The organism is Paenibacillus sp. 7541 (assembly GCF_002276395.1).
GTDB lineage: Bacteria > Bacillota > Bacilli > Paenibacillales > Paenibacillaceae > Paenibacillus_AQ > Paenibacillus_AQ campinasensis.
The window spans coordinates 1-21,028 of the sequence record NZ_NQLZ01000001.1; the positions used below are offsets into that span (position 1 = coordinate 1).

23 protein-coding genes are annotated in these 21,028 nt (G+C 50.9%); 19 read left to right on the top strand and 4 right to left on the bottom strand.

All coding sequences use genetic code 11. From position 1 onward, the window contains the following. The first annotated feature begins 101 nt into the window (after nt 1-101). The 5 genes from CHH75_RS00005 (at nt 102) to CHH75_RS00025 (ending at nt 5,806) form a co-directional block, all read left to right on the top strand. Nucleotides 102-734 (top strand): TetR/AcrR family transcriptional regulator, encoded by a 633-nt coding sequence (locus CHH75_RS00005; protein ID WP_095397092.1) that lies wholly within the window; start codon nt 102-104, stop codon nt 732-734. 25 nt (nt 735-759) lie between these two features. Further along, the gene (locus CHH75_RS00010; protein WP_095397093.1) at nt 760-2,049 is read left to right on the top strand and encodes an MFS transporter; all 1,290 of its coding nucleotides are present in this window, start codon (nt 760-762) and stop codon (nt 2,047-2,049) included. After that, a complete protein-coding gene (locus tag CHH75_RS00015; RefSeq protein ID WP_095397094.1) occupies nt 2,050-4,380 on the top strand; it encodes an ABC transporter permease in 2,331 nt (776 codons plus the stop codon). Between the two features lie 10 nt (nt 4,381-4,390). Beyond that, nucleotides 4,391-5,155, top strand: coding sequence for an ABC transporter ATP-binding protein (locus tag CHH75_RS00020; RefSeq protein WP_095397095.1), 765 nt, complete (start codon nt 4,391-4,393; stop codon nt 5,153-5,155). 291 nt (nt 5,156-5,446) lie between these two features. Then, nucleotides 5,447-5,806, top strand: coding sequence for a hypothetical protein (locus CHH75_RS00025; protein ID WP_141235790.1), 360 nt, complete (start codon nt 5,447-5,449; stop codon nt 5,804-5,806). Between the two features lie 84 nt (nt 5,807-5,890). On the opposite strand, the gene CHH75_RS00030 is transcribed toward CHH75_RS00025, so the two are convergent. Then, nucleotides 5,891-6,823 carry an AraC family transcriptional regulator gene (locus CHH75_RS00030; protein WP_095397097.1) on the bottom strand — a complete coding sequence of 311 codons (933 nt, stop codon included), beginning with the start codon at nt 6,821-6,823 and terminating at the stop codon, nt 5,891-5,893. Between the two features lie 194 nt (nt 6,824-7,017). On the opposite strand from CHH75_RS00030, the gene CHH75_RS00035 reads away from it, so the two are divergent. The 12 genes from CHH75_RS00035 (at nt 7,018) to CHH75_RS00090 (ending at nt 16,549) form a co-directional block, all read left to right on the top strand. Then, nucleotides 7,018-7,755, top strand: coding sequence for an SDR family oxidoreductase (locus tag CHH75_RS00035; RefSeq protein ID WP_095266508.1), 738 nt, complete (start codon nt 7,018-7,020; stop codon nt 7,753-7,755). A 227-nt stretch (nt 7,756-7,982) separates the two neighbouring features. Further along, entirely contained in the window at nt 7,983-8,174 is a 192-nt protein-coding gene (locus CHH75_RS00040) for a hypothetical protein (RefSeq protein WP_095266507.1), read from the top strand. Nucleotides 8,175-8,199: 25 nt separating this feature from the next. Then, a complete protein-coding gene (locus CHH75_RS00045) occupies nt 8,200-8,517 on the top strand; it encodes a spore coat protein (protein ID WP_095397098.1) in 318 nt (105 codons plus the stop codon). Between the two features lie 169 nt (nt 8,518-8,686). After that, complete coding sequence (locus tag CHH75_RS00050; RefSeq protein WP_095397099.1) at nt 8,687-9,010, top strand: ArsR/SmtB family transcription factor; 324 nt, start codon at nt 8,687-8,689, stop codon at nt 9,008-9,010. Nucleotides 9,011-9,107: 97 nt separating this feature from the next. Then, the gene (locus CHH75_RS00055; protein ID WP_176475406.1) at nt 9,108-10,388 is read left to right on the top strand and encodes an arsenic transporter; all 1,281 of its coding nucleotides are present in this window, start codon (nt 9,108-9,110) and stop codon (nt 10,386-10,388) included. Between the two features lie 34 nt (nt 10,389-10,422). Beyond that, nucleotides 10,423-10,839, top strand: a complete 417-nt coding sequence (gene arsC, locus CHH75_RS00060; RefSeq protein WP_095266503.1) for an arsenate reductase (thioredoxin) — start codon at nt 10,423-10,425, stop codon at nt 10,837-10,839. Between the two features lie 110 nt (nt 10,840-10,949). Further along, the gene (locus CHH75_RS00065) at nt 10,950-11,705 is read left to right on the top strand and encodes a GNAT family N-acetyltransferase (protein WP_095397101.1); all 756 of its coding nucleotides are present in this window, start codon (nt 10,950-10,952) and stop codon (nt 11,703-11,705) included. A 278-nt stretch (nt 11,706-11,983) separates the two neighbouring features. Beyond that, a complete protein-coding gene (locus tag CHH75_RS00070; protein ID WP_176475407.1) occupies nt 11,984-13,663 on the top strand; it encodes a methyl-accepting chemotaxis protein in 1,680 nt (559 codons plus the stop codon). Nucleotides 13,664-13,793: 130 nt separating this feature from the next. Continuing rightward, nucleotides 13,794-14,396: a TetR/AcrR family transcriptional regulator gene (locus CHH75_RS00075; protein ID WP_095266500.1), complete on the top strand. Its 603-nt coding sequence runs from the start codon at nt 13,794-13,796 to the stop codon at nt 14,394-14,396. Nucleotides 14,397-14,399: 3 nt separating this feature from the next. Next, a complete protein-coding gene (gene map / locus CHH75_RS00080) occupies nt 14,400-15,146 on the top strand; it encodes a type I methionyl aminopeptidase (RefSeq protein WP_095397103.1) in 747 nt (248 codons plus the stop codon). 219 nt (nt 15,147-15,365) lie between these two features. Next, nucleotides 15,366-15,653 (top strand): hypothetical protein, encoded by a 288-nt coding sequence (locus CHH75_RS00085; RefSeq protein ID WP_095397104.1) that lies wholly within the window; start codon nt 15,366-15,368, stop codon nt 15,651-15,653. A gap of 155 nt (nt 15,654-15,808) precedes the next feature. Further along, entirely contained in the window at nt 15,809-16,549 is a 741-nt protein-coding gene (locus CHH75_RS00090; RefSeq protein ID WP_095397105.1) for a class I SAM-dependent methyltransferase, read from the top strand. A gap of 40 nt (nt 16,550-16,589) precedes the next feature. Here CHH75_RS00090 and CHH75_RS00095 read toward each other — a convergent pair whose 3' ends face one another. The 3 genes from CHH75_RS00095 to CHH75_RS00105 are packed head-to-tail and all read right to left on the bottom strand — an operon-like array spanning nt 16,590 to nt 19,024. Further along, on the bottom strand, nt 16,590-17,345 hold the full coding sequence (locus CHH75_RS00095; RefSeq protein ID WP_095397106.1) for a hypothetical protein: 756 nt from the start codon (nt 17,343-17,345) through the stop codon (nt 16,590-16,592). Beyond that, a complete protein-coding gene (locus tag CHH75_RS00100) occupies nt 17,329-18,261 on the bottom strand; it encodes an ABC transporter ATP-binding protein (RefSeq protein WP_244908243.1) in 933 nt (310 codons plus the stop codon). Before CHH75_RS00100 ends, CHH75_RS00095 begins: the two co-directional genes overlap by 17 nt. Continuing rightward, a complete protein-coding gene (locus tag CHH75_RS00105) occupies nt 18,248-19,024 on the bottom strand; it encodes a MerR family transcriptional regulator (protein ID WP_095397107.1) in 777 nt (258 codons plus the stop codon). The genes CHH75_RS00100 and CHH75_RS00105 overlap by 14 nt, the downstream gene beginning before the upstream one ends. A gap of 323 nt (nt 19,025-19,347) precedes the next feature. Here CHH75_RS00105 and CHH75_RS00110 point away from each other — a divergent pair, with 323 nt between their 5' ends. Continuing rightward, nucleotides 19,348-20,274, top strand: a complete 927-nt coding sequence (locus CHH75_RS00110; RefSeq protein ID WP_095397108.1) for a DUF2268 domain-containing putative Zn-dependent protease — start codon at nt 19,348-19,350, stop codon at nt 20,272-20,274. After that, nucleotides 20,249-20,995: a MerR family transcriptional regulator gene (locus CHH75_RS00115; protein WP_095266492.1), complete on the top strand. Its 747-nt coding sequence runs from the start codon at nt 20,249-20,251 to the stop codon at nt 20,993-20,995. The genes CHH75_RS00110 and CHH75_RS00115 overlap by 26 nt, the downstream gene beginning before the upstream one ends. Nucleotides 20,996-21,028 lie beyond the last annotated feature (33 nt).

Sequence of the window (21,028 nt, forward strand, 5' to 3'; positions counted from 1 at the left end):
TTTGACGGGTGGTTCTGATTTTACATTGCACGCAAGTCAGGATATAATGAATTCGAAATGACTGACCGAGGGTCGGTCAATGACTGAGGAGGAGGCGTGGTATGCGTATCGTTAAAGAGCATGATGTGCGCCGCAAGGAACTGCTGGATACGGCGGAGAAGCTCTTTACCACAAAGGGGTATAACGAGACAACGATCAACGATATCCGGGAGGCCATCGGCATTGCCAAAGGGACGTTCTATCATTATTTCAAATCCAAGGAGGAAATTCTGGATGCCATCATTGACCGCATCATTGAACAGGACTTGATCCGGGCGCGAGATATTGTGGCGGATCCATCAATCAGTCCGATGGAGAAGCTGTATCGGGTGTTGCTGGCTCAGCGCCCCTCATCCGGGGACAGCAAGGAAGAGATCACGCAAAGCCTGCATGAGCCCGAGAATGCGGAAATGCATCTGAAGACGATGATCCGCGCTATCGAAAGTCTGGCTCCGGTCATTACGGAAGTAATCGAGCAGGGGATTGCCAGCGGGGATTTCCATACGGAGTATCCGCGAGAGGTCGTCGATATGCTGCTGATCACCGGGCAGATGCTGTTTGACGAGGCGCTGTTTCAGTGGTCGCCGGAGGAGCAGCTCAGACGTCTGCAGGCTTTCATTCAGGCCATGGAGCTGCTCCTCGGAGCTTCGAAGGGCAGCTTCGACTTTATGTATGACATCTTAATGGGCGGGTAGATAGCCAGCGAAAGGTGTGAAAGGTATGGAAGGTGTGGAGAACCCGGGGAAACCGATACAACCTTCCCCGAGAAACTTTAACCTGATGGTGATCGGACAGATCATCTCCATCTTGGGATCGGCGCTGCTGCGCTTTGCGTTATCCCTGTATGTGCTCGACATTACGGGGCGGGCGGACATCTTTGCGACGCTGTATGCGATCTCGAATATCCCGCTTCTGCTCTCGCCGCTCGGGGGCGCCATCGCCGACCGGTTCAACCGCCGCAATCTGATGGTCATCTACGACCTGATCAGCAGCGCGATTGTGCTGGGATATATTGTGCTTATGCTGGGCGGCAGCACCTCGGTGTTCTTGATCGGAACCGTGATGGTGCTACTGTCCTTCATCAGTGCGCTGTATACGCCGGCGGTAACGGCAAGCATCCCGCTGCTGGTGGAAGAGAGAAGACTGGAGAGCGCGAACGGGCTCGTGCAGGCGGTGCAGGCGCTCTCCGGGGTCATCGCCCCCTTGATCGGCGGTGTGCTTTACGGATACATGGGCGTGCGCTTGCTGATTGTCATCAGCTGCATCGCGTTTGCGCTGTCAGCGCTCTTGGAGACGTTGATTCAGATTCCGTATGTGAAGCGTGCGCGTGACCGTGGAATGGTGCATATGCTGGCCGGGGACATGAGGGAGGGATTTGCCTATGTGGCGAAGCAGCCGCTCATTCGCAAGTCGATCATCCTCGCCGCCTTGCTCAACCTTCTGCTAACACCGTATTTTATCGTAGGCGGCCCGATCGTGCTGAGGATCACGATGAACAGCAGTGAAATGATGTACGGACTTGGCATGGGTCTGATTCAAGCAGCTACGATTCTGGGTGCGCTGATGATCGGTTTTTTTGCCAAGAGGATGAAGACCTACACCTTGTATCGCTGGCTGCTGGCCATCGCCTGTCTGCTCATGCCGATGGCGGCGGCGGTGTCGCCCTTGATGCTGGACCTTGGCTATTATCCTTCCTACCTGATGTTCATCGCATGCGCGATCGCGATTGCCATGGCGATGACGATCATCTCTATTTATATCATCACCAAAGTTCAGAAAGAGACGCCCAATGAAAATCTGGGCAAAATCATGGCTATCATCACGGCGGTCTCCCAATGTGCCGCTCCGGTCGGCCAGGTCCTGTTCGGCCTTGCCTTCGAGCAGTTCAGCTCCAGGGTGTACGTACCCACATTCTTTGTCATTGCGGCGATGCTCGGGCTGTCTGCGTTGACCTACCATATGCTGAAACGCAGGCCGGCGGTATCCCTGAGAAATGAGGAAACGGTATAAATGAAAATCAGAATACTGCGAAAAGACTTCTCCAGAAACAAAATCATAACCGCAACACTGTTTGTTTTTATCATGCTGGCAGCGATGCTCGTATCGGGTGCGGCCCATATTGTCGTCACCTTGTTCGGTTCCATTGACAGTCTGTTTACGCGCTCTCATGCACCTCATTATGTGCAAATGCATGCCGGGGAGCTGAATCAGGCCGACATCGACGCTTTTGCCAGCAGCAACGAGCTGGTCAAGGACCATCAGACAGTATCCATGCTCGGCATCAACGGCGCATATATTTACCTCGGGGATAACGAGTTATCCGAGGCGGGCAGCATCGTGGAGAACAGCTTTGTGATGCAGAATCACGCCTTTGATTATTTGCTGGATACCGACAGCAGCATCGTGCAGATGGAGGATGGCGAAATCGGTGTGCCGATCTACCATATGAAGCAATATGATTTGGAATTGGGCGATTCGGTCCGGATCGTCAAGGATGATTTCAGCAAGGAATTTACGATTGCCGCCTTTGTCCGGGATGTGCAGATGAACCCTTCCATTGTGACTTCCAAGCGCTTCCTCGTCAGCGACAACGACTGGACAGCGCTGCGGGATCATATGGGAGAGATTGAGTATTTAATCGAATTCAGGCTTCATGATCAAGACAGGGTCCATGAATTCGAAGCGATGTACCAGGCCAGCGGTCTTCCGCAAAAGGATACGGCGCTCACCTACTCGTTATATCAACTGCTCAACGGAATTACCGACGGCATTGCGGCGGCAGTCATCATGCTGATCAGCCTGCTGCTCATTGCCATTGCAGCGCTCTGTCTGCGCTTCACCCTGACCGCGACCATTGAGGAAGACTACCGGGAGATCGGCGTCATGAAGGCGATCGGAATCAGCAGCCGGGACATCCGAAGCCTCTACATGGTCAAATATGTCCTGCTCGCGGTGCTGGCGAGTCTGTCAGGCTGGCTCATCTCCCGCTTGCTCGGTCATCTGTTTACGCATAATATTGCGCTCTACATGGGCCTGGCACCGGCAAGTGTCTGGAACCACATCGTTCCTGCACTGGGTGCGCTGCTAGTGGGTTCAGCCGTTGTCCTGTACTGCCGTTTCGTGCTTCGCCGCTTCGGCCGCATCTCCGCTGTGGAAGCGCTGCGTGAAGGGGTGCTTCAGACGGGGGAGCGCGGGCGTCAAGCGTTTCGGCTCAGCCGAAGCTCGCTCGGCAATGTAAACCTGTTTCTCGGGATTAAAGCGGTGTTCAGCCGGTTTAGCATGTACGGTGTGCTCTGCTTTGTGTTTACACTATGTGCCTTCCTGATGATTGTACCGTTCAATTTTCTGAATACAATCCAGTCTCCGGACTTTGTGTCCTATATGGGGGCGGGGCGAAGCGACATTCGGATCGACCTGCAGCAGGGGGAAGAGATGGAGCAGCGCTTCAATCAGATTGACGGCTATCTTCGTCAGGATGCGGATGTCACGAAATACGCCTCGTTTGTTACCGCGGCCTACCAGGCGGAGAATGCGGAAGGAACTTACGAGAACATCAAGGTGGAACTGGGGGACTTCTCCGTCTTTCCGCTCCAATACGTGAACGGGACGGCTCCCGCGACCGAGGATGAGATTGCGCTCTCCACGATGAATGCCCAGGATCTAGGCAAGTCGGTCGGGGATACGCTGACGGTGCTTGCAGGCGAGCAGGAGCGAACACTGACCGTCACCGGCGTGTATCAGGATGTCACGAACGGCGGCAAGACAGCCAAGGGCCTGCTGCCCTATGCGCCGGATCAGATTTTGTGGTATGTGGTGAACCTCGAGGTGGCCGATGGCGTCTCTGTGCCGGACAAAATAGAGGAATATCACGCGGCCTTCTCCGCGGTCAAAATTACGGATATGGACGACTATGTGTCCCAAACCTTAGGCGGACTCATCGACCAGCTGTCGCTTTCGGTTGTGCTGGCTTACGGGCTTGGCATTGCGATCTCGATTCTGATCACCGCCATGTTCTTCCACATGCTGATCGCTAAGGAAGGGGCGCAGATTGCCATTATGCGCAGTCTGGGTCTTACGGCAGCGGATCTGCGGGTGCAATATATCACGCGGGCGATGCTCGTGCTGCTGATCGGAGTCGTGCTTGGCACGGCAGCGGCTGTCACACTTGGTCAAGGGCTGGCCGGTGCGCTTATTCCCGGCATATCCAGCATGCGCTTTATCATTCACCCGCTAGCCAGCTTCATCGTCAGTCCGCTGCTGCTGGTGGCTGCAGTTACCGGCACCATGCTATGTGTCAGCATGTCGATGAACAAACAGAAGCTTACGCTGACGGCACAATAGGGAGGCAATTATGAACGTTATTTTGGAAGCCAAACAGTTGAATAAGGTCTACACCACCGGTACAAATACAAGCCAGCAGGTGCTGCGTGACGTGAGCATGTCTATTGGGGAAGGAGAATTCGTGTCGGTGATGGGTCCGTCCGGATCGGGCAAATCGACGCTATTGTACAGCATCAGCGGCATGGATCAGATCACTTCCGGCAGCATCCAGTTTGACGGCCAGGATCTGGCCGCCATGCGGGAGGAGGAATTGGCTGCCCTTCGATTGACGAAGATGGGATTCATCTTTCAGCAGAGCAATCTGCTGAAGAATCTGAATTTGCTGGATAACATCCTTCTATCGGCCTATGTGGCGAAACGGGAGAGCCGTAAGACGATCAATGAGCGGGCGCAAGCGCTGATGGACCGGCTTGGCATTGCCTCGCTGGCGGATCATGACATCACCCAGGCCTCCGGCGGACAGCTGCAGCGGGTGGCGATCTGCCGGGCGCTGATCAACAACCCGTCCATCCTCTTCGGGGATGAGCCGACGGGCGCGCTGAATTCCAAGGCAACGGGTGAGGTGATGAACATTCTTGCCGACATCAATCGGAGCGGCACCACGATTCTGCTCGTGACCCACGATGCGAAGGTAGCGGCGAAGACGGAGCGCGTCATCTTTATGACCGATGGGATGATTGCAGGGGAGCACAAGCTTGGCAAATATGACACCGATGCGGATCTGAAAACGCGCGAGCGTGAGCTTGCGGTATGGCTGTCATCGAAGGGGTTTTAAGGTGCGGCGGCGCGGACGGATGCAGTTCCGTTCGGGCCGCTTTGTCATAGAAATGGACCTGAAGCGCCATTGAACCGGTCCCGTGCCTTCCTTTATGATGGAAGGGTGTGTCGGCTCCGACAGTTGGGCTGGTCATCATAGTAAGAGATCGAAGCATATCCGAGGGGGTATCGCTGGACATCGGGCTTGTGCCCGCCAGGCAGCACTGCTGTTATACGTGTGGAATTGTAGCAAATCATCATCAGAAAGGCGGGAATTGGGACATTGCTATCCTCGATCATTACCTTTGTTATGATCATGTTGGTCATTGTCATGCTGCTGAAGCTTGGCGTACTGCAATTGACAACGAAAAAGAACTACGTGTTCAAGCGAAAGGGGAAGGAGCTTTCGTTCCGCTATCAGAAATTTGACGGGTTCGAGTACCATTATTTCTGGTTCGGAAAGGGAGCCGAAGTGACGCTAACCTATGAGGTCATTGTCGAAGAAGGCGAGCTTGCCCTGGAATGGATCAGCGGCGGGAAGATCATCTGGCAGCAAAGCTTTACTTCGAACAGCGAAGGATCGTTTACAACGCAGCTTACCCGCCGCTATCATTCGGTGCGAGTGGTAGGCCGGCAAACGAAGGGTGAATGCCGCATCCGATTCACATAGCGGCCGCCGCGGCATAAATCTTAGCCAGCGATGGCGGCAGGAAGCTCATGGATCGCGCTTCCTGAATAGCCGGCTCAATCCTCATCATTCCGCGGAAGGGGTCGCGGCCATGACTTCCCGCAGCCGCTGCATGTCGCTCATCGGCGGCTGTCCGTACATGCGGGCATATTCCCGGCTGAACTGGGACGGGCTCTCATAACCTACGCTATAGGCGGCATCGGCAGCCTGAAGACCCTCGATCAGCATCAATCGGCGGGCCTCCTGCAAACGGACCGTTTTCTGATATTGCAAGGGACTCATCGCAGTGACGCGTTTGAAATGTTTATGAAATGCTGAAACGCTCATATTGACGGACTTGGCCAGCTGCTCGACGGAGAGCGGCTGGTCATATTCGCGATTCAGCACTTGGACCGCCTGGGCGATGTTATGGGCATGGCTGCCGATCATGGCGAATTGCGACAGGAGCGCCCCCTGACCATTCTGAAGCACCCGGTACACAATTTCGCGGGTCATGAGCGGAGCGAGAACCGGGATGTCCTCCGGCGTGTCCAGCAGCTGGAGCAGGCGGACAAGCGCTTCGAGCAGCGCGGATGACGTCTCATTAACGGTAATGCCGCGTGCAGCTTGGGAGTCTGATTCCGGGCGTTGCATTTCTTTTACAATATCCACAATCACGTCAAGATCAACCCCCAGCTTCAAGCTAAGGTAGGGAACCTCGGGCGAGGCTTCGATAATATGACCGACGATTGGCAGCTCGACGGACGTAATGAGATAATGAGCGGGGTCATAGCGATAGATCTCGCTGGCAAGCGAAGCGGTTTTCGCGCCTTGAGCGACGACACAGATTGAAGGTTTGTAGACGGATTCCAGCGGTTCCGAGGGATGGACGGCATGCATCAGCGACAGCGAAGGCACCGCCGTAGGGTGGGTGCCGCTCGATGGTGTGTGGCGCAGGATGAGCTGTGCCAATTGCGCCAGCGCCAGCTGCTGCCGCTCGGGATCATTCAAGGCTTCCATTACAGAAGCACTCCTTTCGTACCGGGCATGGTGCCCTTAGTTATTGGGTTATTGGAAAGCGGAATAGAATTAGGCAAGGATCGAACAGCTATAGGTTAACGGTATTCTTCTCCTCTGCATTACAATCAGGTTGCAAGCTTCAACGTTTGTAGTATACCATCCCGTGCAGATGATCGTAAAAGGAGCGAATGAATATGCGTTTACAAGGCAAAGTGGCTATCGTTACCGGGGCATCCCGAGGCATTGGAAGACAAATCGCCATACAGCTGGCGCAGCTTGGTGCAAGCGTGGTCGTCAACTATTCTGCAAGCGAGGGCAAGGCGGAGGACGTGGTGAATACGATTAGGCAAGCCGGAGGGGAAGCGATGGCCATCCGTGCGAATGTCGGACGCGTGCAGGAGATCGAGCTTTTATTCACGGAGACGATCCGGTCTTATGGGCGCATCGATCTTCTTGTCAACAATGCGGGCATTATGGAATGCCAGGCGATTGCGGATGTGACGGAGGAGATGTTCGACCAGCATTTTGACATTAATGTGAAAGGGACGTATTTCGCCTGTCAGCAAGCGATGAAGCATATGGAGGCGGGCGGCACGATCATCAATTTCTCCACCTCGGTATCCGGTGCGATGCTGCCGACTTACAGTGTGTATGCCGCGACGAAAGGAGCCGTTGAGCAGCTGACGCGTCAGCTCGCCAAGGAGTTCGGGCCGCGGGAGATTACGATCAACTGCATTGCGCCCGGACAAGTATCGACGGAGCTGTTCCTGGACGGCAAGTCGCCGGAGCTGGTTGATTCCTTCCGACGGATGAACGCCTTCGGGCGGCTGGGAGAGCCGGAGGATATCGCTAATGCGGTGGAGCTGCTCGTGAGCAGCAACGCCCGGTGGATTACGGGGCAGACGATCCGTGTGAACGGGGGCTTCAACTAAGAATCCCAACCACAGAGGAGTAGCTTCTTCGGCCTGAATACAGTTAGGACATATTCACGCAATGAAATACAATACAAGGGAACTGAAGGGCTGCTCTTAACCAGAGAAGTCCTTTTTCTCGTTGCGGCATTTTGGCATGAATAGGAAGGGGATACCCGCTAATAATCCAGTCCTATTGTAGACCATAATAACGTAGCGATATTGATAAATTGAAGGAGGGATCTACAATGCACAATCAAAAGCTGGGCGTTCATGAATCTCTAGAGCTGCATGAGCTGCTCACATTCAAAACAACTTGTCTGACCAAAAGTCAAAGCATGGTGCCACTCGTTGCTGATGTGAATTTAAGAACGATTTTGCAGCAAGATATTCGGGATGGCGTAGCGGACATTCAGCAGTTGAAGAACGTTCTGATGTAGAATCAAAAATAACAGGAGGCTAAACATGAATCCAGTTACAGGAAATGCAACCGGAATGAATGCCATGACAGATCAAGCTATCGCTGCGGATTTACTGAATTCGGCCAAAGCAGGGATTAAAAACTATGCAACAGCCATCGCGGAGACAGCAAGCCCAGAGGTAAGAAATATGCTGTGGGATCAATTGAGCAAAACGGTAAAGCTGCATGAGCAAATTTTCAATTACATGCACACCAATGGCTTGTATGAACCGCATGATATTAACAAGCAAATCCAAATGGATATCCAAAACGCGGATATAGCCATACAACTTGCAAGCACGCACATGAACCCGATGAGCTAGCTATATCGTTCTCTCGGCGTGAGGACATGGAAGAAGTCGCGATACTCGCGGCTTTTTTTAATAAATTGAAGGATAAGGGTTGATAAAACGCTCGACCGCCATTAATATATAAGCATTCAATTATATGCTAATGTGTTGTGAAGGATTGGATAGGGAAGGAGGGCGTCGAATGGAGACGTTGCATGAAGCCGCCGAGAAGCTGAAATTGCTCGGTGACCGGACCCGATTGACCATGCTTACGCTGCTCAAGGACCGGGAATGGTGCGTGTGCGAGTTTGTGGAGATCTTTGACATGTCCCAGCCTGCCGTCAGCCAGCATTTGCGGAAGTTGAAGTCACTGGGACTCGTTCGGGAAGCGCGAAGAGGGCAATGGGTATACTATTCGCTCCATGTGGAGGACAAGCCGTATATCCAGGCGGTGCTGGATGCGATGCCGACCGGTTCGCAGGTGCTGTCCGCGATGGATAAGGAGATCCGCTGCGCCTGTGATTGATGCCTGCCCATGGACTGACCTGCACATGCTGCATATAAGCATATGATGATATATTGATTACAGATAAAGCGGGGGTTCTTCATTGTACTCAGTCCTTATGGCCAGTATTATTTTTCTGATTACGTTAGTGTTTGTCATCTGGCAGCCTAAAAACCTGTCCATTGGCTGGTCGGCGTGTGGCGGCGCTGTGCTGGCGCTGCTGTTCAACGTCGTTGATTTTCAAGATGTGTGGGATGTGACCCAGATTGTCTGGAATGCTACGCTTGCTTTTGTGGCGATTATTATCATTTCCCTGATTCTGGACAAAATCGGTTTCTTCGAATGGGCAGCGTTACATATGGCGAGTGCAGCCCGCGGCAGCGGATTGCGCATGTTCGTCTATATTACGGTGCTCGGCGCGATTGTGGCCGCCTTGTTCGCGAATGACGGGGCAGCGCTCATATTGACTCCGATTGTGCTTGCGATGGTGCGCGCGCTTCGTTTTGACGAGAAGCATGTGTTTCCGTTCATCATAGCCAGCGGATTTATAGCCGATACCACCTCACTGCCGCTTGTGGTCAGCAATCTGGTGAATATCGTGTCCGCCGATTATTTCGGGATTTCGTTTATGACGTATGCCAGCCGGATGATCGTTCCCAATCTGTTTGCCTTAACAGCCAGCATTGTCGTGCTGTATCTGTTCTTCCGCAAAAGCATTCCGCGCTCCTTCGATGACACGCCGCTGAAGCCGCCAGCCAGCGCCGTTACGGACCCGAGAATGTTTCGCTTGTCCTGGATCGTGCTCGCTGTTCTGCTGGTAGGCTATTTTGTGTGTGAATTCGTGCATGTGCCGGTATCCATTGTTGCCTCTTGTGTCGCGTTATTCTTCCTGCTGATCGCACGCAAAAGCCCGGCAGTCTCCACGAAGGAAGTGCTGCAAGGCGCGCCATGGGCCATCGTGTTCTTCTCGATCGGGATGTATGTGGTCGTGTATGGGCTCCGTAATGCAGGCCTGACCGATCTGCTGGCTACGGTCATCCAGGGCATTGCAGATCAGGGGCTGTTCGCTGCCACCATTGGCATGGGCTTTATCGCCGCGATTTTGTCCTCGGTGATGAACAATATGCCAACGGTGATGATTGATGCGCTGGCGATCGACGCGACTACCACTTCGGCGGCGATTAGAGAGGCGCTGATCTATGCAAATGTGATCGGTTCCGATCTCGGGCCGAAAATTACGCCGATCGGTTCCCTGGCCACGCTGCTGTGGCTGCACGTATTATCGAGGAAGGGCGTGAAGATTGGCTGGGGAACGTACTTCAAAACAGGGGTAATATTGACGATTCCGACGCTGTTCTTCACGCTGTTGGGGCTGTATCTGTGGTTATCCATCCTATGAACTTAGAGAACATACAAGAAAAGGAGCAGCAGCAATGAAAAAAACGATCTATTTCCTGTGTACCGGCAATTCATGCCGCAGCCAAATGGCGGAAGGATGGGCGAGACAATATCTGTCCGGCGAATGGGAGGTTTACAGCGCTGGCATTGAAGCGCATGGCTTGAATCCGAATGCCGTCAAAGCGATGCGCGAAGTCGGCATTGATATTTCGGGACAGACGTCAGATATCATCGACTCGGATCTGTTGAATACGTCAGATCTGGTCGTTACGCTGTGCGGGGATGCCGCGGATCGCTGCCCGATGACGCCGCCGCATGTCCGGCGGGAGCACTGGGGATTTGACGATCCGGCGAAGGCTGAAGGAACCGAGGAGGAGAAGTGGGCAGTATTCCAGCGGGTTCGCGATCAGATCGGGGAGCGGATCCGGACTTTTGCCGATACCGGTCAATGAGGCGTTGACTGCGAGCGCCGGGCGTTAACCCGGTGCTCGTTTGCATGTGATAACGTTAGCGTATGGCCGTTATTTAGGGAACGAAGAAGATGGGAAGGGGAGGAAAGCGGATGGAACCCGGATTGGAAATCATTCGAAATCAGGTTCGGGAGAGCGGCTGCTATTGCATGAGAAGCATGAAGAAGCATCCCGGATACGAAAATAAAGTGAATTGGACGGAAAGCCAGCTCGATCACGGGCTGTCTTATGTGCAAATCAAGCAGGGGAAGAAGGTGCTGGGCTTTATTGAATATGCTCCTGGGGAGTCCTCTTGGAGAGCCGTGCATGCCGACGGCTACCTGGTCATTCATTGCCTGTGGGTCGGTGTACCGGGCATGGGGATCGGTTCCCGGCTGATTCAGCTCTGTCTCGAAGAGGCCAGGGAGCACGGTATGAAAGGCGTGGCTGTTCTCACCAATCCGGATACCGGATGGGCGCCGAGCAAAGATATTTTTGTCAAAAACGGATTTTCCCAGGTTGAGCATGGCCCGTACTCCTTTGAGCTGTATGCTTATACATTTCCGGATGCATCAGCATCAGCACCCTATTTTCCAACCGATTGGGATGCGCGTCTGCAGCGATTCTCACAAGGACTGACCATATTAAGGACGGATCAATGCCCGTATCTTGAAGTGGCGACTGACAATTTATTGGAAGCCGCGAAGGCGGCACATATTGAGCCTCACATTATACATATCGAGAGCCGGGCACAGATGATGGCACTATCCCCGACACCTTATGGAGTTTTTAACGTGGTCTATAACGGGGAGCTGATTGCTTATCACCGCATGACTGCTCGATCGTTCTACAAGAAGCTGACAAGTTAATTGATGCTTGAATGCCGATACAGAAGTACTCAGACGATGAACGCAGTTTATCGCAGCCAATGGAGCCGAGATTATCTCGGCTTTTTTTGCGTGTTCAAAGTAGAAGAATCGTTTATTCTGCGTTCGAAACGCTTCAATGCATGGTTGTATTGTTCCGATATGAATAGTAGAACGATCGTCACAGCAAGCAAGGAGGGAGCTTATTGGCAAAGCGTTAGGGAAGGGTATCTGTCGCACAACTTCGCGTTATAATGCCGAAAACTACTGGAGGTAATGCAATGAAGAGTTTGCAACTGAAAGTCATGGCGGGATTCAGTGTGGTTACTGTATTAATGACGGCATTGATCATCATTAATGTATTGCAGATCCGCACGTTTAACAACGAAATTGATGTGCTTGTCGAACATGAGCTGCCTTTGTTAATTGCCGACGAACGTTTGCAGTATAATCTTTCTCAGCAAATTTCTCTGGCTAGAGGGTATCTCCTATTTGGAGACGATGCCTACAAAGCTGCGTTTCATCAACTGACGGAGGAGAGTACCGATCTACACCAGACTTTAACGGCTTTAAGTGAATCTGTAGCCTTGCAAGAGCTGATCGAGAAAAGTGTGGCCTGGGGTGAACTAATTGAGAAGGAGATCTTCGCTGCCCATGATCAAGGAAGAACCGAAGAGGCGATCCGTGTGCTAAGCAATGAGGGAACAAGCATTGGCACAGAGATCATGGAAGGGCTGAGCGAGCTCGTTGGCAGCAGAGAAGCGGAGATTGTGAGCGATGGACATGCGCTAATCGCAGATGGAGAGCGCATTATAGCCTTGACGATCGGTTTAACCATATTCGGAATACTCGGGGCCTTGACCCTTGCTTATATCCTTTCCAGACGGATCAGCAAGCCCATCCAGCTGGTTACGGAGCGCGGGAAGATGGTGGCGAGCGGCGATCTGAGCAAGCCGCATCTAGACATTCACTCGAAGGATGAGGTTGGGCAGCTTGCGGCCTCGTTCAACCATATGACTGATCAGTTAAAGGTGCTGATTCGGCAAGTGGCCGAAGGCTCCGAACAAGTGACGGCCGCATCGGAGGAGCTTACGGCCAGCGCAAGGGAAACGACGCAAGCGACCCATCAGGTTGCAGCCACGATCCAGGAGCTGTCCACCGGTGCTGAAACAACAAGGCATGGCACAACGGAAAGTGCGCGAGCTTTAGAGGAAATGGCCGCCGGTATCGGGAAAATTGCAGAAAGCGCAGCAGTTGTATCGGAAACGGTCGTCAGCGCGACCGCCCAAGCCAAACGTGGCAGCGAGCAGATTCAACAGGCGGTGGAGCAAATGGTGACAATGAATGAACGGACCGGGGATACTTCCAAGCTCATCACGCGACTCGGAGAACGTTCGGAAGAGATCGGCAGCATTGTCGAAGTCATCAGCGATATTTCCGAGCAGACCAACCTGCTGGCGCTTAACGCTTCAATTGAAGCGGCAAGAGCCGGAGAACATGGCTTAGGCTTCGCCGTGGTAGCCGGACAGGTGCGCAAGCTGGCAGAGCAAGCGAATGCAGCGGCCAACCAAATCTCCGATCTCATCAAAGAGGTGCAAGAGGATACGGCCCGCGCCGTTCAGTCCACCAATCAGGTGGTCCATGGCGTCAAGGATACGACCCGAATGGTGCAGCAAGCGGGAGAGGGCTTCGGAGTGATTGTGAAGGAAGTGGACATCGTAGCGGCTCAAGTGCAAGAGGTATCCGCATTGTCAGAGCAAATGTCCAGCAGCTCGCAGGAAATATCAGCCTCCATTACCGAAACGTCCAAGATAGCAGAGGCATCGGCCAGCAGCACGCAGAGCGTGGCCGCCATTGCGGAAGAACAATTGGCAGCAATGGAAGAGGTCACCTCTTCTTCCGAGGGATTAAGCCATCTGGCGACCGAGCTGCAGGATGCTGTGAAGAAGTTTAGAATATAGGGAAAGCAGAAGCCGTGGGACTATCCTGCGGCTTTTGTTTATTTTCCTGAAATGAAGTGCTTGAACCTAATTTGTAAATGGGATATAGTTTTTATATCGACATAACAGCAGGTCTAAAAAAGGAGGAGCCATGTCACCACGTACCAAGGAGCAGAATGAAGCCATCCGGGAGATGCGGATGCATCAAATTATGCAAGCGGCTGCGGAAGTTTATTTGGAGAAGGGTATTCAGCTGGAAATCCGGGATGTGGCAGCGAAGGCAGCCCTCGGCTATGGCACGGTGTATCATTATTACAAGAATAAATATATGCTTCTGGAAGATTTATTGTGGGATGCCCTGTATCGAGCGGAGTCCGCTGTAGGGGCGGCGTTGGCGGTGGAGGGCGGCGGTTTGCAGAAAGCCGAGTCATTCGCACGGCTGCTCCTGCAGCAGTGCATCCAGGACCCTTCCGTATTTATTTTGCTTAAAACGGTCGCCGATAACTTCCACCACTTCCCGGGCAACCGGTTCAGCAAGCTGCTAGCGGAATTTCAAGGGCGGATCTATCAGCCGTTTGTGGCATGGATCGGGGAAAGCAGCGTGAGCTCGTCACCGGAGAAAACAGCGAATCTGATATTCGGTTCTCTTGTCGGCTGCGCCGCGCTGAACATCCATCACGATCGGCGAGGCGAGCTGGATGCCGAAGGGGTTATGGATATGATTTTTTCAGGCATACAGCCGAAGGAGAGATAAGGTATGGTGATTCTGAAATCACGTGCAGAAATTGAAGAAATGAGAAGGGCTGGCCGAATTGTCGCTGCTTTTCATCAAGCCATCGCAGGCATGATCCGTCCGGGCGTCACGACGCTCGATATCGAATCGTTCGCCGTACAATTCTTGAAGGACAATGAGGCTAAGCCGTATACGATGGGCTATAACGGATACCCATATGCAACATGCGCATCCGTCAACGATGTCATTGCGCATGGTTTTCCAAGCGCTCAGCCGCTCAAGTCTGGCGATATCGTCACGATTGACCTCGTTGCACAGGCGGATGGCTGGGTCGGTGATTCCGCCTGGTCCTACGCAGTTGGCGAGGTGCCTGTAGAAGCGGAGCGTCTGTTGCGGGTGACCAAGGAGTGCTTATATCTGGGTATCGAGCAAGCGGTTCCTGGTAACCGGATCGGCGATGTGATGCATGTGGTTCAAACCCATGCCGAGCACAATGGATTTTCCGTCGTGCGTGATTTACTTGGCCATGGCGTCGGAAGGGAAATGCACGAGGAGCCTAACTATGCCCATATCGGAAAGCCTGGGAAAGGGTTCCGCTTGAAAGAAGGGATGGTGTTGACCATCGAGCCGATGTTAAATGCCGGGACAGCACGGATGACCATCGATGCCGACGGATGGACCGCCAGAACGGCTGACGGATCGCTGTCCGCACAGTACGAGCATACGATTGCTATTACTGCGGAAGGTCCGGTCATTCTGACCGAAATTTAATAGATGCCAAGGTTGGCATCGGACGGGATCATGAAGACCATGTGCATGATACTGGTTGAAGCATCTGAGGAACCATACAATCAAGGGCTATGCCGCCGTATCGTGTACACGGTGACACGTGATGGTCTTTTTCTTAAATAAGTAAAAAAGGATTAAAGGATTCGGGAAAATAATGATGAAAACTCGTGGGTAGAACAAAATCTAGAGGAGAGGCTGCAGATGAAATTTTCATTTGAAGTTGGACACGAAGAGAAGCATACGGTGGAATTCGAATTTAATCAATTCCTAGGAAACCTGAGTATTAAAGTGGACGGAAACGATAGAATCCGTGATTTTAGAACGCTATCATTTAAATTGATGAAAACTTATGAATTCGAGGTTGGAAATGAAGAAAAACACCAAGTTAAGATCGAAAAAATCAGGAAACTTATACTGGCAGGATTCAGAAAGACCAAATATAAAGTATACATTGACGGCATCTTAATCAAAGAATATGAAGGAAAATAAAGGCTGTGAATAGGAGTTATCAAAAATCCCAGCGGTTATCAGCTTAAGAGAAAAACCATTTTCAAAAGGAGCTGCTCTAAATGAATAGCATCTTTGAACATTTCTAAACAGCTATTTAATGGGCAATCGATCCAACAAATCGGAGGGGCTTAATCGTGAAACAAAATAAATACGACGATGCTGCATTTTTTTCACAATATGAACAAATGCCAAGGTCTATTCAAGGGCTCGAAGCAGCCGGAGAATGGCATGTGCTGCGAGAACTACTGCCTGATTTGAGCAACAAGCAGGTACTCGATTTGGGTTGCGGCTTTGGCTGGCACTGCCGCTATGCACGTCAGCAGCAGGCTAGCTCCGTTATCGGTGTAGACATATCAGATAATATGCTGCGCAAAGCCCGTGAAATGACAGATGATCCTCACATCTCTTACCAGCTTATGCCGATTGAAGATATCCAGTTTTCCCCTGCCCAATTTGATGTGGTCATCAGCTCGCTGGCATTCCATTATATTGAATCGTTTGCTGCAATCTGCAACAAGGTATATGATCTGCTGAAGCCAGAAGGGAGCTTCGTCTTCTCTGTGGAGCATCCAATTTTCACATCGCGCAGCGAGCAGGATTGGCATTATGATGACGAAGGAAACCGTCTGCATTGGCCGCTCGATGATTACCAGGCAGAAGGCGTGCGCAGCACATCATTTTTAACGGATAACGTAATCAAGTACCACCGCACGATATCAACCTATATGAACGATGTCATGGAGGCCGGTTTTACGATTACAGCAGTAAAGGAGCCGACGCCTTCGGAGGACATGCTGGCGCAAATTCCTGGTATGCAGGACGAATTGCGACGCCCTATGTTCCTCATCATATCAGCCATCAAAACGCTGCGCTGAAGTAAGGCATAGCAAATTACATTCTCCGATTCTCGCGTGTTCAATAATCCATTTTCCTGAATCGCCAAAAGCCGATTGCGCATGCCACCATGATCCAGATTAGAAGAACCGTTAGCGCGCCGGCCCAGGATCCGTTAACTGCGTTCATATCGAACAATGTATGCAGCGATTTTTCTGGAAATACGGACAATAGCAGCTCCGACACGTCTTCCGGGAACATCTTAACGAGGGCGGGGAGGAACATGACACTTAAGGCAAAGGATATTCCTCCGGGTGTGGACTGGAAATAAAAAGCACCCGCCGCACTCAGCGAACTGTAGAATAGCACCATAAGCATGGATCCGATGGCTTTGGCCAAAATTGCGGAGTCTAGAGACAAGGCCTCTATCTGGTTCATCGATATGATGAACTGATTGACTGCGAAGAATATCAAGATCAGGGCCGTGCTGATCAGCATGGACAGTATGGCTATGAACGAAAGCTTCGTGAGATAGTATTTTCTGCGTATGGGTGTCATGGCCAGGTTCGTATGAACAGCCCCTGATGCCAGGTCCTTCTTAACAAAAATAGCGGCAAAGATGATGAGCATAATCGCGGCTACATCCATCCCAAGTAAAGTAATATCGATCATCTCCATGCCTGTTAGTTCCGACAGTACCTTCCCTTGTGTAATCTCGATGGTGAACAGGAAGATCACCCCGAACAGAATACTGAGCAGGATGGTGGCAAAGATCATATACCGATAGCTCGGCAGGAACATCATTTTTTTGAAGTCAGCTTTAATCAAGTGCTTCATGCATGGTCACTCCCTTGGCAACATAGTCTGCTTTTCCATCGGTTATCTCCGTAAATACATCTTCAAGGGACGGATTAACCTTTGTTAATTCATGTAGAATGATTTGGTTATCGAGCGCGAGTCGGCCAATTTCTTTGGCGTCCAAATTTCTGACCTCAAGACCTGTTTTGCTCGGTTGGACACTCGCTTGTTTATCCAGCAAGACGCTTGTTATCTTGTCCAGGTCGTCAGCCTCGACATAAATATAGGAGCTTAAACTCCTCCGGTTCATTTCATCCATCGTCATATCCGCCAGCAGCTTGCCTTGTCCGATAATAACCACGCGGTCGGCTACGGCTTGAATTTCGCTCATCAAGTGGCTGGACACCACAACGCATTTCCCGCTCTCCGCAAGCTGCTTGAACAGCCCCCGCAACCATTTGATACCGTCTACGTCCATGCCGTTAAACGGTTCATCCAGTATGATGGTGTCAGGGTTGCCGAGCAGGGCGGTCGCCACGCCTAACCGCTGTTTCATCCCCAGGGAGTACGATTTAACTTTTTTATTCTGGACATTTTCCAAACCTGTGATCTGAAGCATTTCATCCACCCGTCGTGGATTCAGGTTAGCTGCGGTAGCAATGATGGATAGATGTTGCTTGGCTGTAAGGTTGTTATCCAATGCAGACGGATCGATTAACGTACCGACTCTTTTCGTCGGTTCAGGTAAATCCGAATATGATTTTCCATCGACGACAACGTCTCCGAGCGTAGGGCGGACGAGCGAGATGATCATTTTCATTGTGGTCGATTTGCCGGATCCGTTCGGACCCAGAAAGCCTGTAACTGTGCCAGGTGTAAGCACCAGATTCAAGTGATCGACCGCTGTTTTGGTCCCGTATTTTTTCGTCAGATTGGCTAGTTTAATCAATTGCATCACCCTTTTGTGTGAGATAGTAGTGATGAGCGCCATCGATATAATCCTTGGCAAAATTATACAAAAACAAATCTTCTTCCGGCCAATGATCGCTTTGTTCAAGTCCTTTGGCGTAGGCCGTCAACATCTTCGGATCATCATTAGTCGAACGTTTGATAAATTCCTCCCACTTCTGGCCCAACTCAAACCCAGTCTGGCATGTATACGAAGCATTGTTAAGCTTATAGGCGGCCGCTTCCAAGATTAGCAGCTTCCATTGCCAATAAAAATCAATGAGCTCTTGATAATCATCCTCAGATGTATTCTCAAATAATTGCTGCGTCTGCACGTCGAACTCCGCATGTGCGTAGTCGAGGACCGTTTGCTTGTTTAAACCGAGTACGAGTTTAATGATGGGTTCCAGATTTTGATCAGGGTCTGCCTCCATGGAGGCCAGAATGGCTTTAATGATCGTCTGGCTCATTCTGATCTCCATCTCCTGTCGTAGGAGTAGATCCGCTTGATTCTTTAGAATCTGTTTGATATCTGACGCGTGATCGGACTTCAGGATATGATGCTTGATCTCATTCAAGGGCAGGCCGATTCGCTTGAAGAATAAGATTTGCTGCAGCTTCATCAAATCGGCTTCCGTATAGTATCGTGCGTTTTTCTCACCGGCCCTTTTTGCGACAAGCAGGTTGATTCGGTCGTAATATTGAATTGTTCGTACGGTAGTCCCGGATAATCTAGCCAGTTCACTTACCGTATATCGTTTTTCAGTCATGGGCGCTCACTCCTGATTCCATTAAATCATATTACGTTACGTCATATGCAAGGCCTTGATTCAGCCAACGGATCGATGCATCTGAATACACCGCACGCGATAGGAATTTGAACCGACTGAATCGAGTTTAAATAGTCGGGAATCCATTGATTTAGCATGACGCTCTGCATCTGGTTAATGTGAAAGTCGCTATCATAGCGGCTTTTTTCATTTGCAGTCTTTCTTTTCGTATACCGTGGGCGGTGGGAGAGACAAAGTGCTTGACTATGACGTTAGGTCATAGTGTTTAATTCACTACGAACACACTACAAGGAGTGATAGAAGTGAACATCCAAACATTGCGCTCAGACCTTATTTATCAAAAAGTTGCCCAGGCACCGCCCGAGGAAAAGCTGGAACTATTCAGAAACGAAATGCTGGCGCCCTTTATGAAACAATGGCAAATTCAGCAGATACCGTTCAAAGCGGAAGATCCGAATGGTTTCGACGTCATTACGTTTAATAATATGATGCATCGATCTCCGGATCAGATTACCCCGCGGATTTCGGCAGAGATCGAGATGATTTCGTCTGAATCGTTCTGGTTAGAATGTGAGCAGGCTGTGAAGAAGAGCCTACATCGATTTGTAGAGCATGATATTCACCTTCCCGTATCCGATTATTTGTTTACGATTCAATTAGGGAATCCGGACAGCCGTGCCTTAACGATAAACGAAGGATATAGCGGCTTTGGGGGCATTCCCGGGTTTATCTGGGCGACGCTCTTGCCTAATGAGTATACGATTCCTCGAATGAAGGCTGCGCTGGCACACGAATGCAACCATAATGTGCGGTATCAATTTATTCAGTGGGATCACACCGTTAATTTGGGGGAGCTCATGGTAAGTGAAGGATTAGCTGAAAGCTATGCTACGTTTCTGTATGGTGAGGAATGGCTCGGCCCCTGGGTAGCCAAAACAGACGCAGAAACACTGAACAGGCGCATCAAGCCAGTGCTCAGAGAGCAGTTACATGTAACCGGGCTTGATCAATGTGCTCCATACCTTTACGGTGACGAGATCGCTAAACTGCAAAACTTGCAACCCGTCTATATGCCCTATAGCGCTGGCTATGCTTGCGGATATTATTTAATCCAGTATTATTTAAGAGTAACAGGAAGAACGATCTATGAGGCTACAATAACACCTGCTGCTCAAATATTAGATGAAGTTAAAGGATTTTGGGATGAAGAAACCATTATTAGGGGTTAAAGATATCGTTCAAATTACCGGCATTACAGCCAGGACCCTGCATTATTATGATCGAATTGATTTACTTAAACCGACGCATTTGACGGAAAAAGGGTATCGTCTGTATGATCGAAGCAGTCTGGAAAAGCTTCAAATGATTTTGTTCCTTAAGGAGCTGGATTTCTCCTTGAAAGAAATTGCGGACATTGTGAAGCTGACGAGGAAGGAACAGCAACACATTCTAAACGAGCAGCGCCACGTTGTACAATCGAGAATTCAACAACTAGAATCAATCAAGACAGCCATCGAAGAATACGTTTCAGGGAAGGATATCGGCAGTTTGCAGATTTTTAATTATTCTTCCGTGCTGCCTTTGCAAGAGCAATATGCGAATGAGGCGAGCTTCTTTTATGGCGAAACAGAGGCGTATAAGGAATATAATGAGCGATTGGAGCAATTGCCAGCAGACGAAAGAGGGGAGCTGTTTTCTCGCGTAGAGCAAATGTTTAAACAAATGGCATCCCATATGAAGGCGTCTCCTGCTTCCGATGAAGTGCAGCGACTGATCCGAGAGTGGAGGGAGAGCCTGGAGCATCTCATGACTTGTGATTCAAATCTGCTAACCTGCATTGCCGATACGTACAAATATGACAGGCGGATGAGAGATTATCTTAATCAATATGGCGAGGATTTTGCAGATTTCCTGCACAGCGCGATTATGCAGTATATATCTCCATCGTGAAGCTCAAAGTTAAGTATTTAGGAGCGTGACAAT

Bases quoted from the DNA above. Each gene is read 5' to 3' on its own strand.
- CHH75_RS00105 (WP_095397107.1), bottom strand. From the start codon at position 19,024: ATGACTGAAAAACGATATACGGTAAGTGAACTGGCTAGATTATCCGGG.
- arsC (WP_095266503.1), top strand. From the start codon at position 10,423: ATGAAAAAAACGATCTATTTCCTGTGTACCGGCAATTCATGCCGCAGC.
- CHH75_RS00005 (WP_095397092.1), top strand. From the start codon at position 102: ATGCGTATCGTTAAAGAGCATGATGTGCGCCGCAAGGAACTGCTGGAT.
- CHH75_RS00075 (WP_095266500.1), top strand. From the start codon at position 13,794: ATGTCACCACGTACCAAGGAGCAGAATGAAGCCATCCGGGAGATGCGG.
- CHH75_RS00100 (WP_244908243.1), bottom strand. From the start codon at position 18,261: ATGCAATTGATTAAACTAGCCAATCTGACGAAAAAATACGGGACCAAA.
- CHH75_RS00030 (WP_095397097.1), bottom strand. From the start codon at position 6,823: ATGGAAGCCTTGAATGATCCCGAGCGGCAGCAGCTGGCGCTGGCGCAA.
- CHH75_RS00010 (WP_095397093.1), top strand. From the start codon at position 760: ATGGAAGGTGTGGAGAACCCGGGGAAACCGATACAACCTTCCCCGAGA.
- CHH75_RS00070 (WP_176475407.1), top strand. From the start codon at position 11,984: ATGAAGAGTTTGCAACTGAAAGTCATGGCGGGATTCAGTGTGGTTACT.
- CHH75_RS00095 (WP_095397106.1), bottom strand. From the start codon at position 17,345: ATGAAGCACTTGATTAAAGCTGACTTCAAAAAAATGATGTTCCTGCCG.
- CHH75_RS00085 (WP_095397104.1), top strand. From the start codon at position 15,366: ATGAAATTTTCATTTGAAGTTGGACACGAAGAGAAGCATACGGTGGAA.
- map (WP_095397103.1), top strand. From the start codon at position 14,400: ATGGTGATTCTGAAATCACGTGCAGAAATTGAAGAAATGAGAAGGGCT.
- CHH75_RS00035 (WP_095266508.1), top strand. From the start codon at position 7,018: ATGCGTTTACAAGGCAAAGTGGCTATCGTTACCGGGGCATCCCGAGGC.
- CHH75_RS00025 (WP_141235790.1), top strand. From the start codon at position 5,447: ATGATCATGTTGGTCATTGTCATGCTGCTGAAGCTTGGCGTACTGCAA.
- CHH75_RS00115 (WP_095266492.1), top strand. From the start codon at position 20,249: ATGAAGAAACCATTATTAGGGGTTAAAGATATCGTTCAAATTACCGGC.
- CHH75_RS00045 (WP_095397098.1), top strand. From the start codon at position 8,200: ATGAATCCAGTTACAGGAAATGCAACCGGAATGAATGCCATGACAGAT.
- CHH75_RS00020 (WP_095397095.1), top strand. From the start codon at position 4,391: ATGAACGTTATTTTGGAAGCCAAACAGTTGAATAAGGTCTACACCACC.
- CHH75_RS00015 (WP_095397094.1), top strand. From the start codon at position 2,050: ATGAAAATCAGAATACTGCGAAAAGACTTCTCCAGAAACAAAATCATA.
- CHH75_RS00040 (WP_095266507.1), top strand. From the start codon at position 7,983: ATGCACAATCAAAAGCTGGGCGTTCATGAATCTCTAGAGCTGCATGAG.
- CHH75_RS00055 (WP_176475406.1), top strand. From the start codon at position 9,108: ATGGCCAGTATTATTTTTCTGATTACGTTAGTGTTTGTCATCTGGCAG.
- CHH75_RS00065 (WP_095397101.1), top strand. From the start codon at position 10,950: ATGGAACCCGGATTGGAAATCATTCGAAATCAGGTTCGGGAGAGCGGC.
- CHH75_RS00050 (WP_095397099.1), top strand. From the start codon at position 8,687: ATGGAGACGTTGCATGAAGCCGCCGAGAAGCTGAAATTGCTCGGTGAC.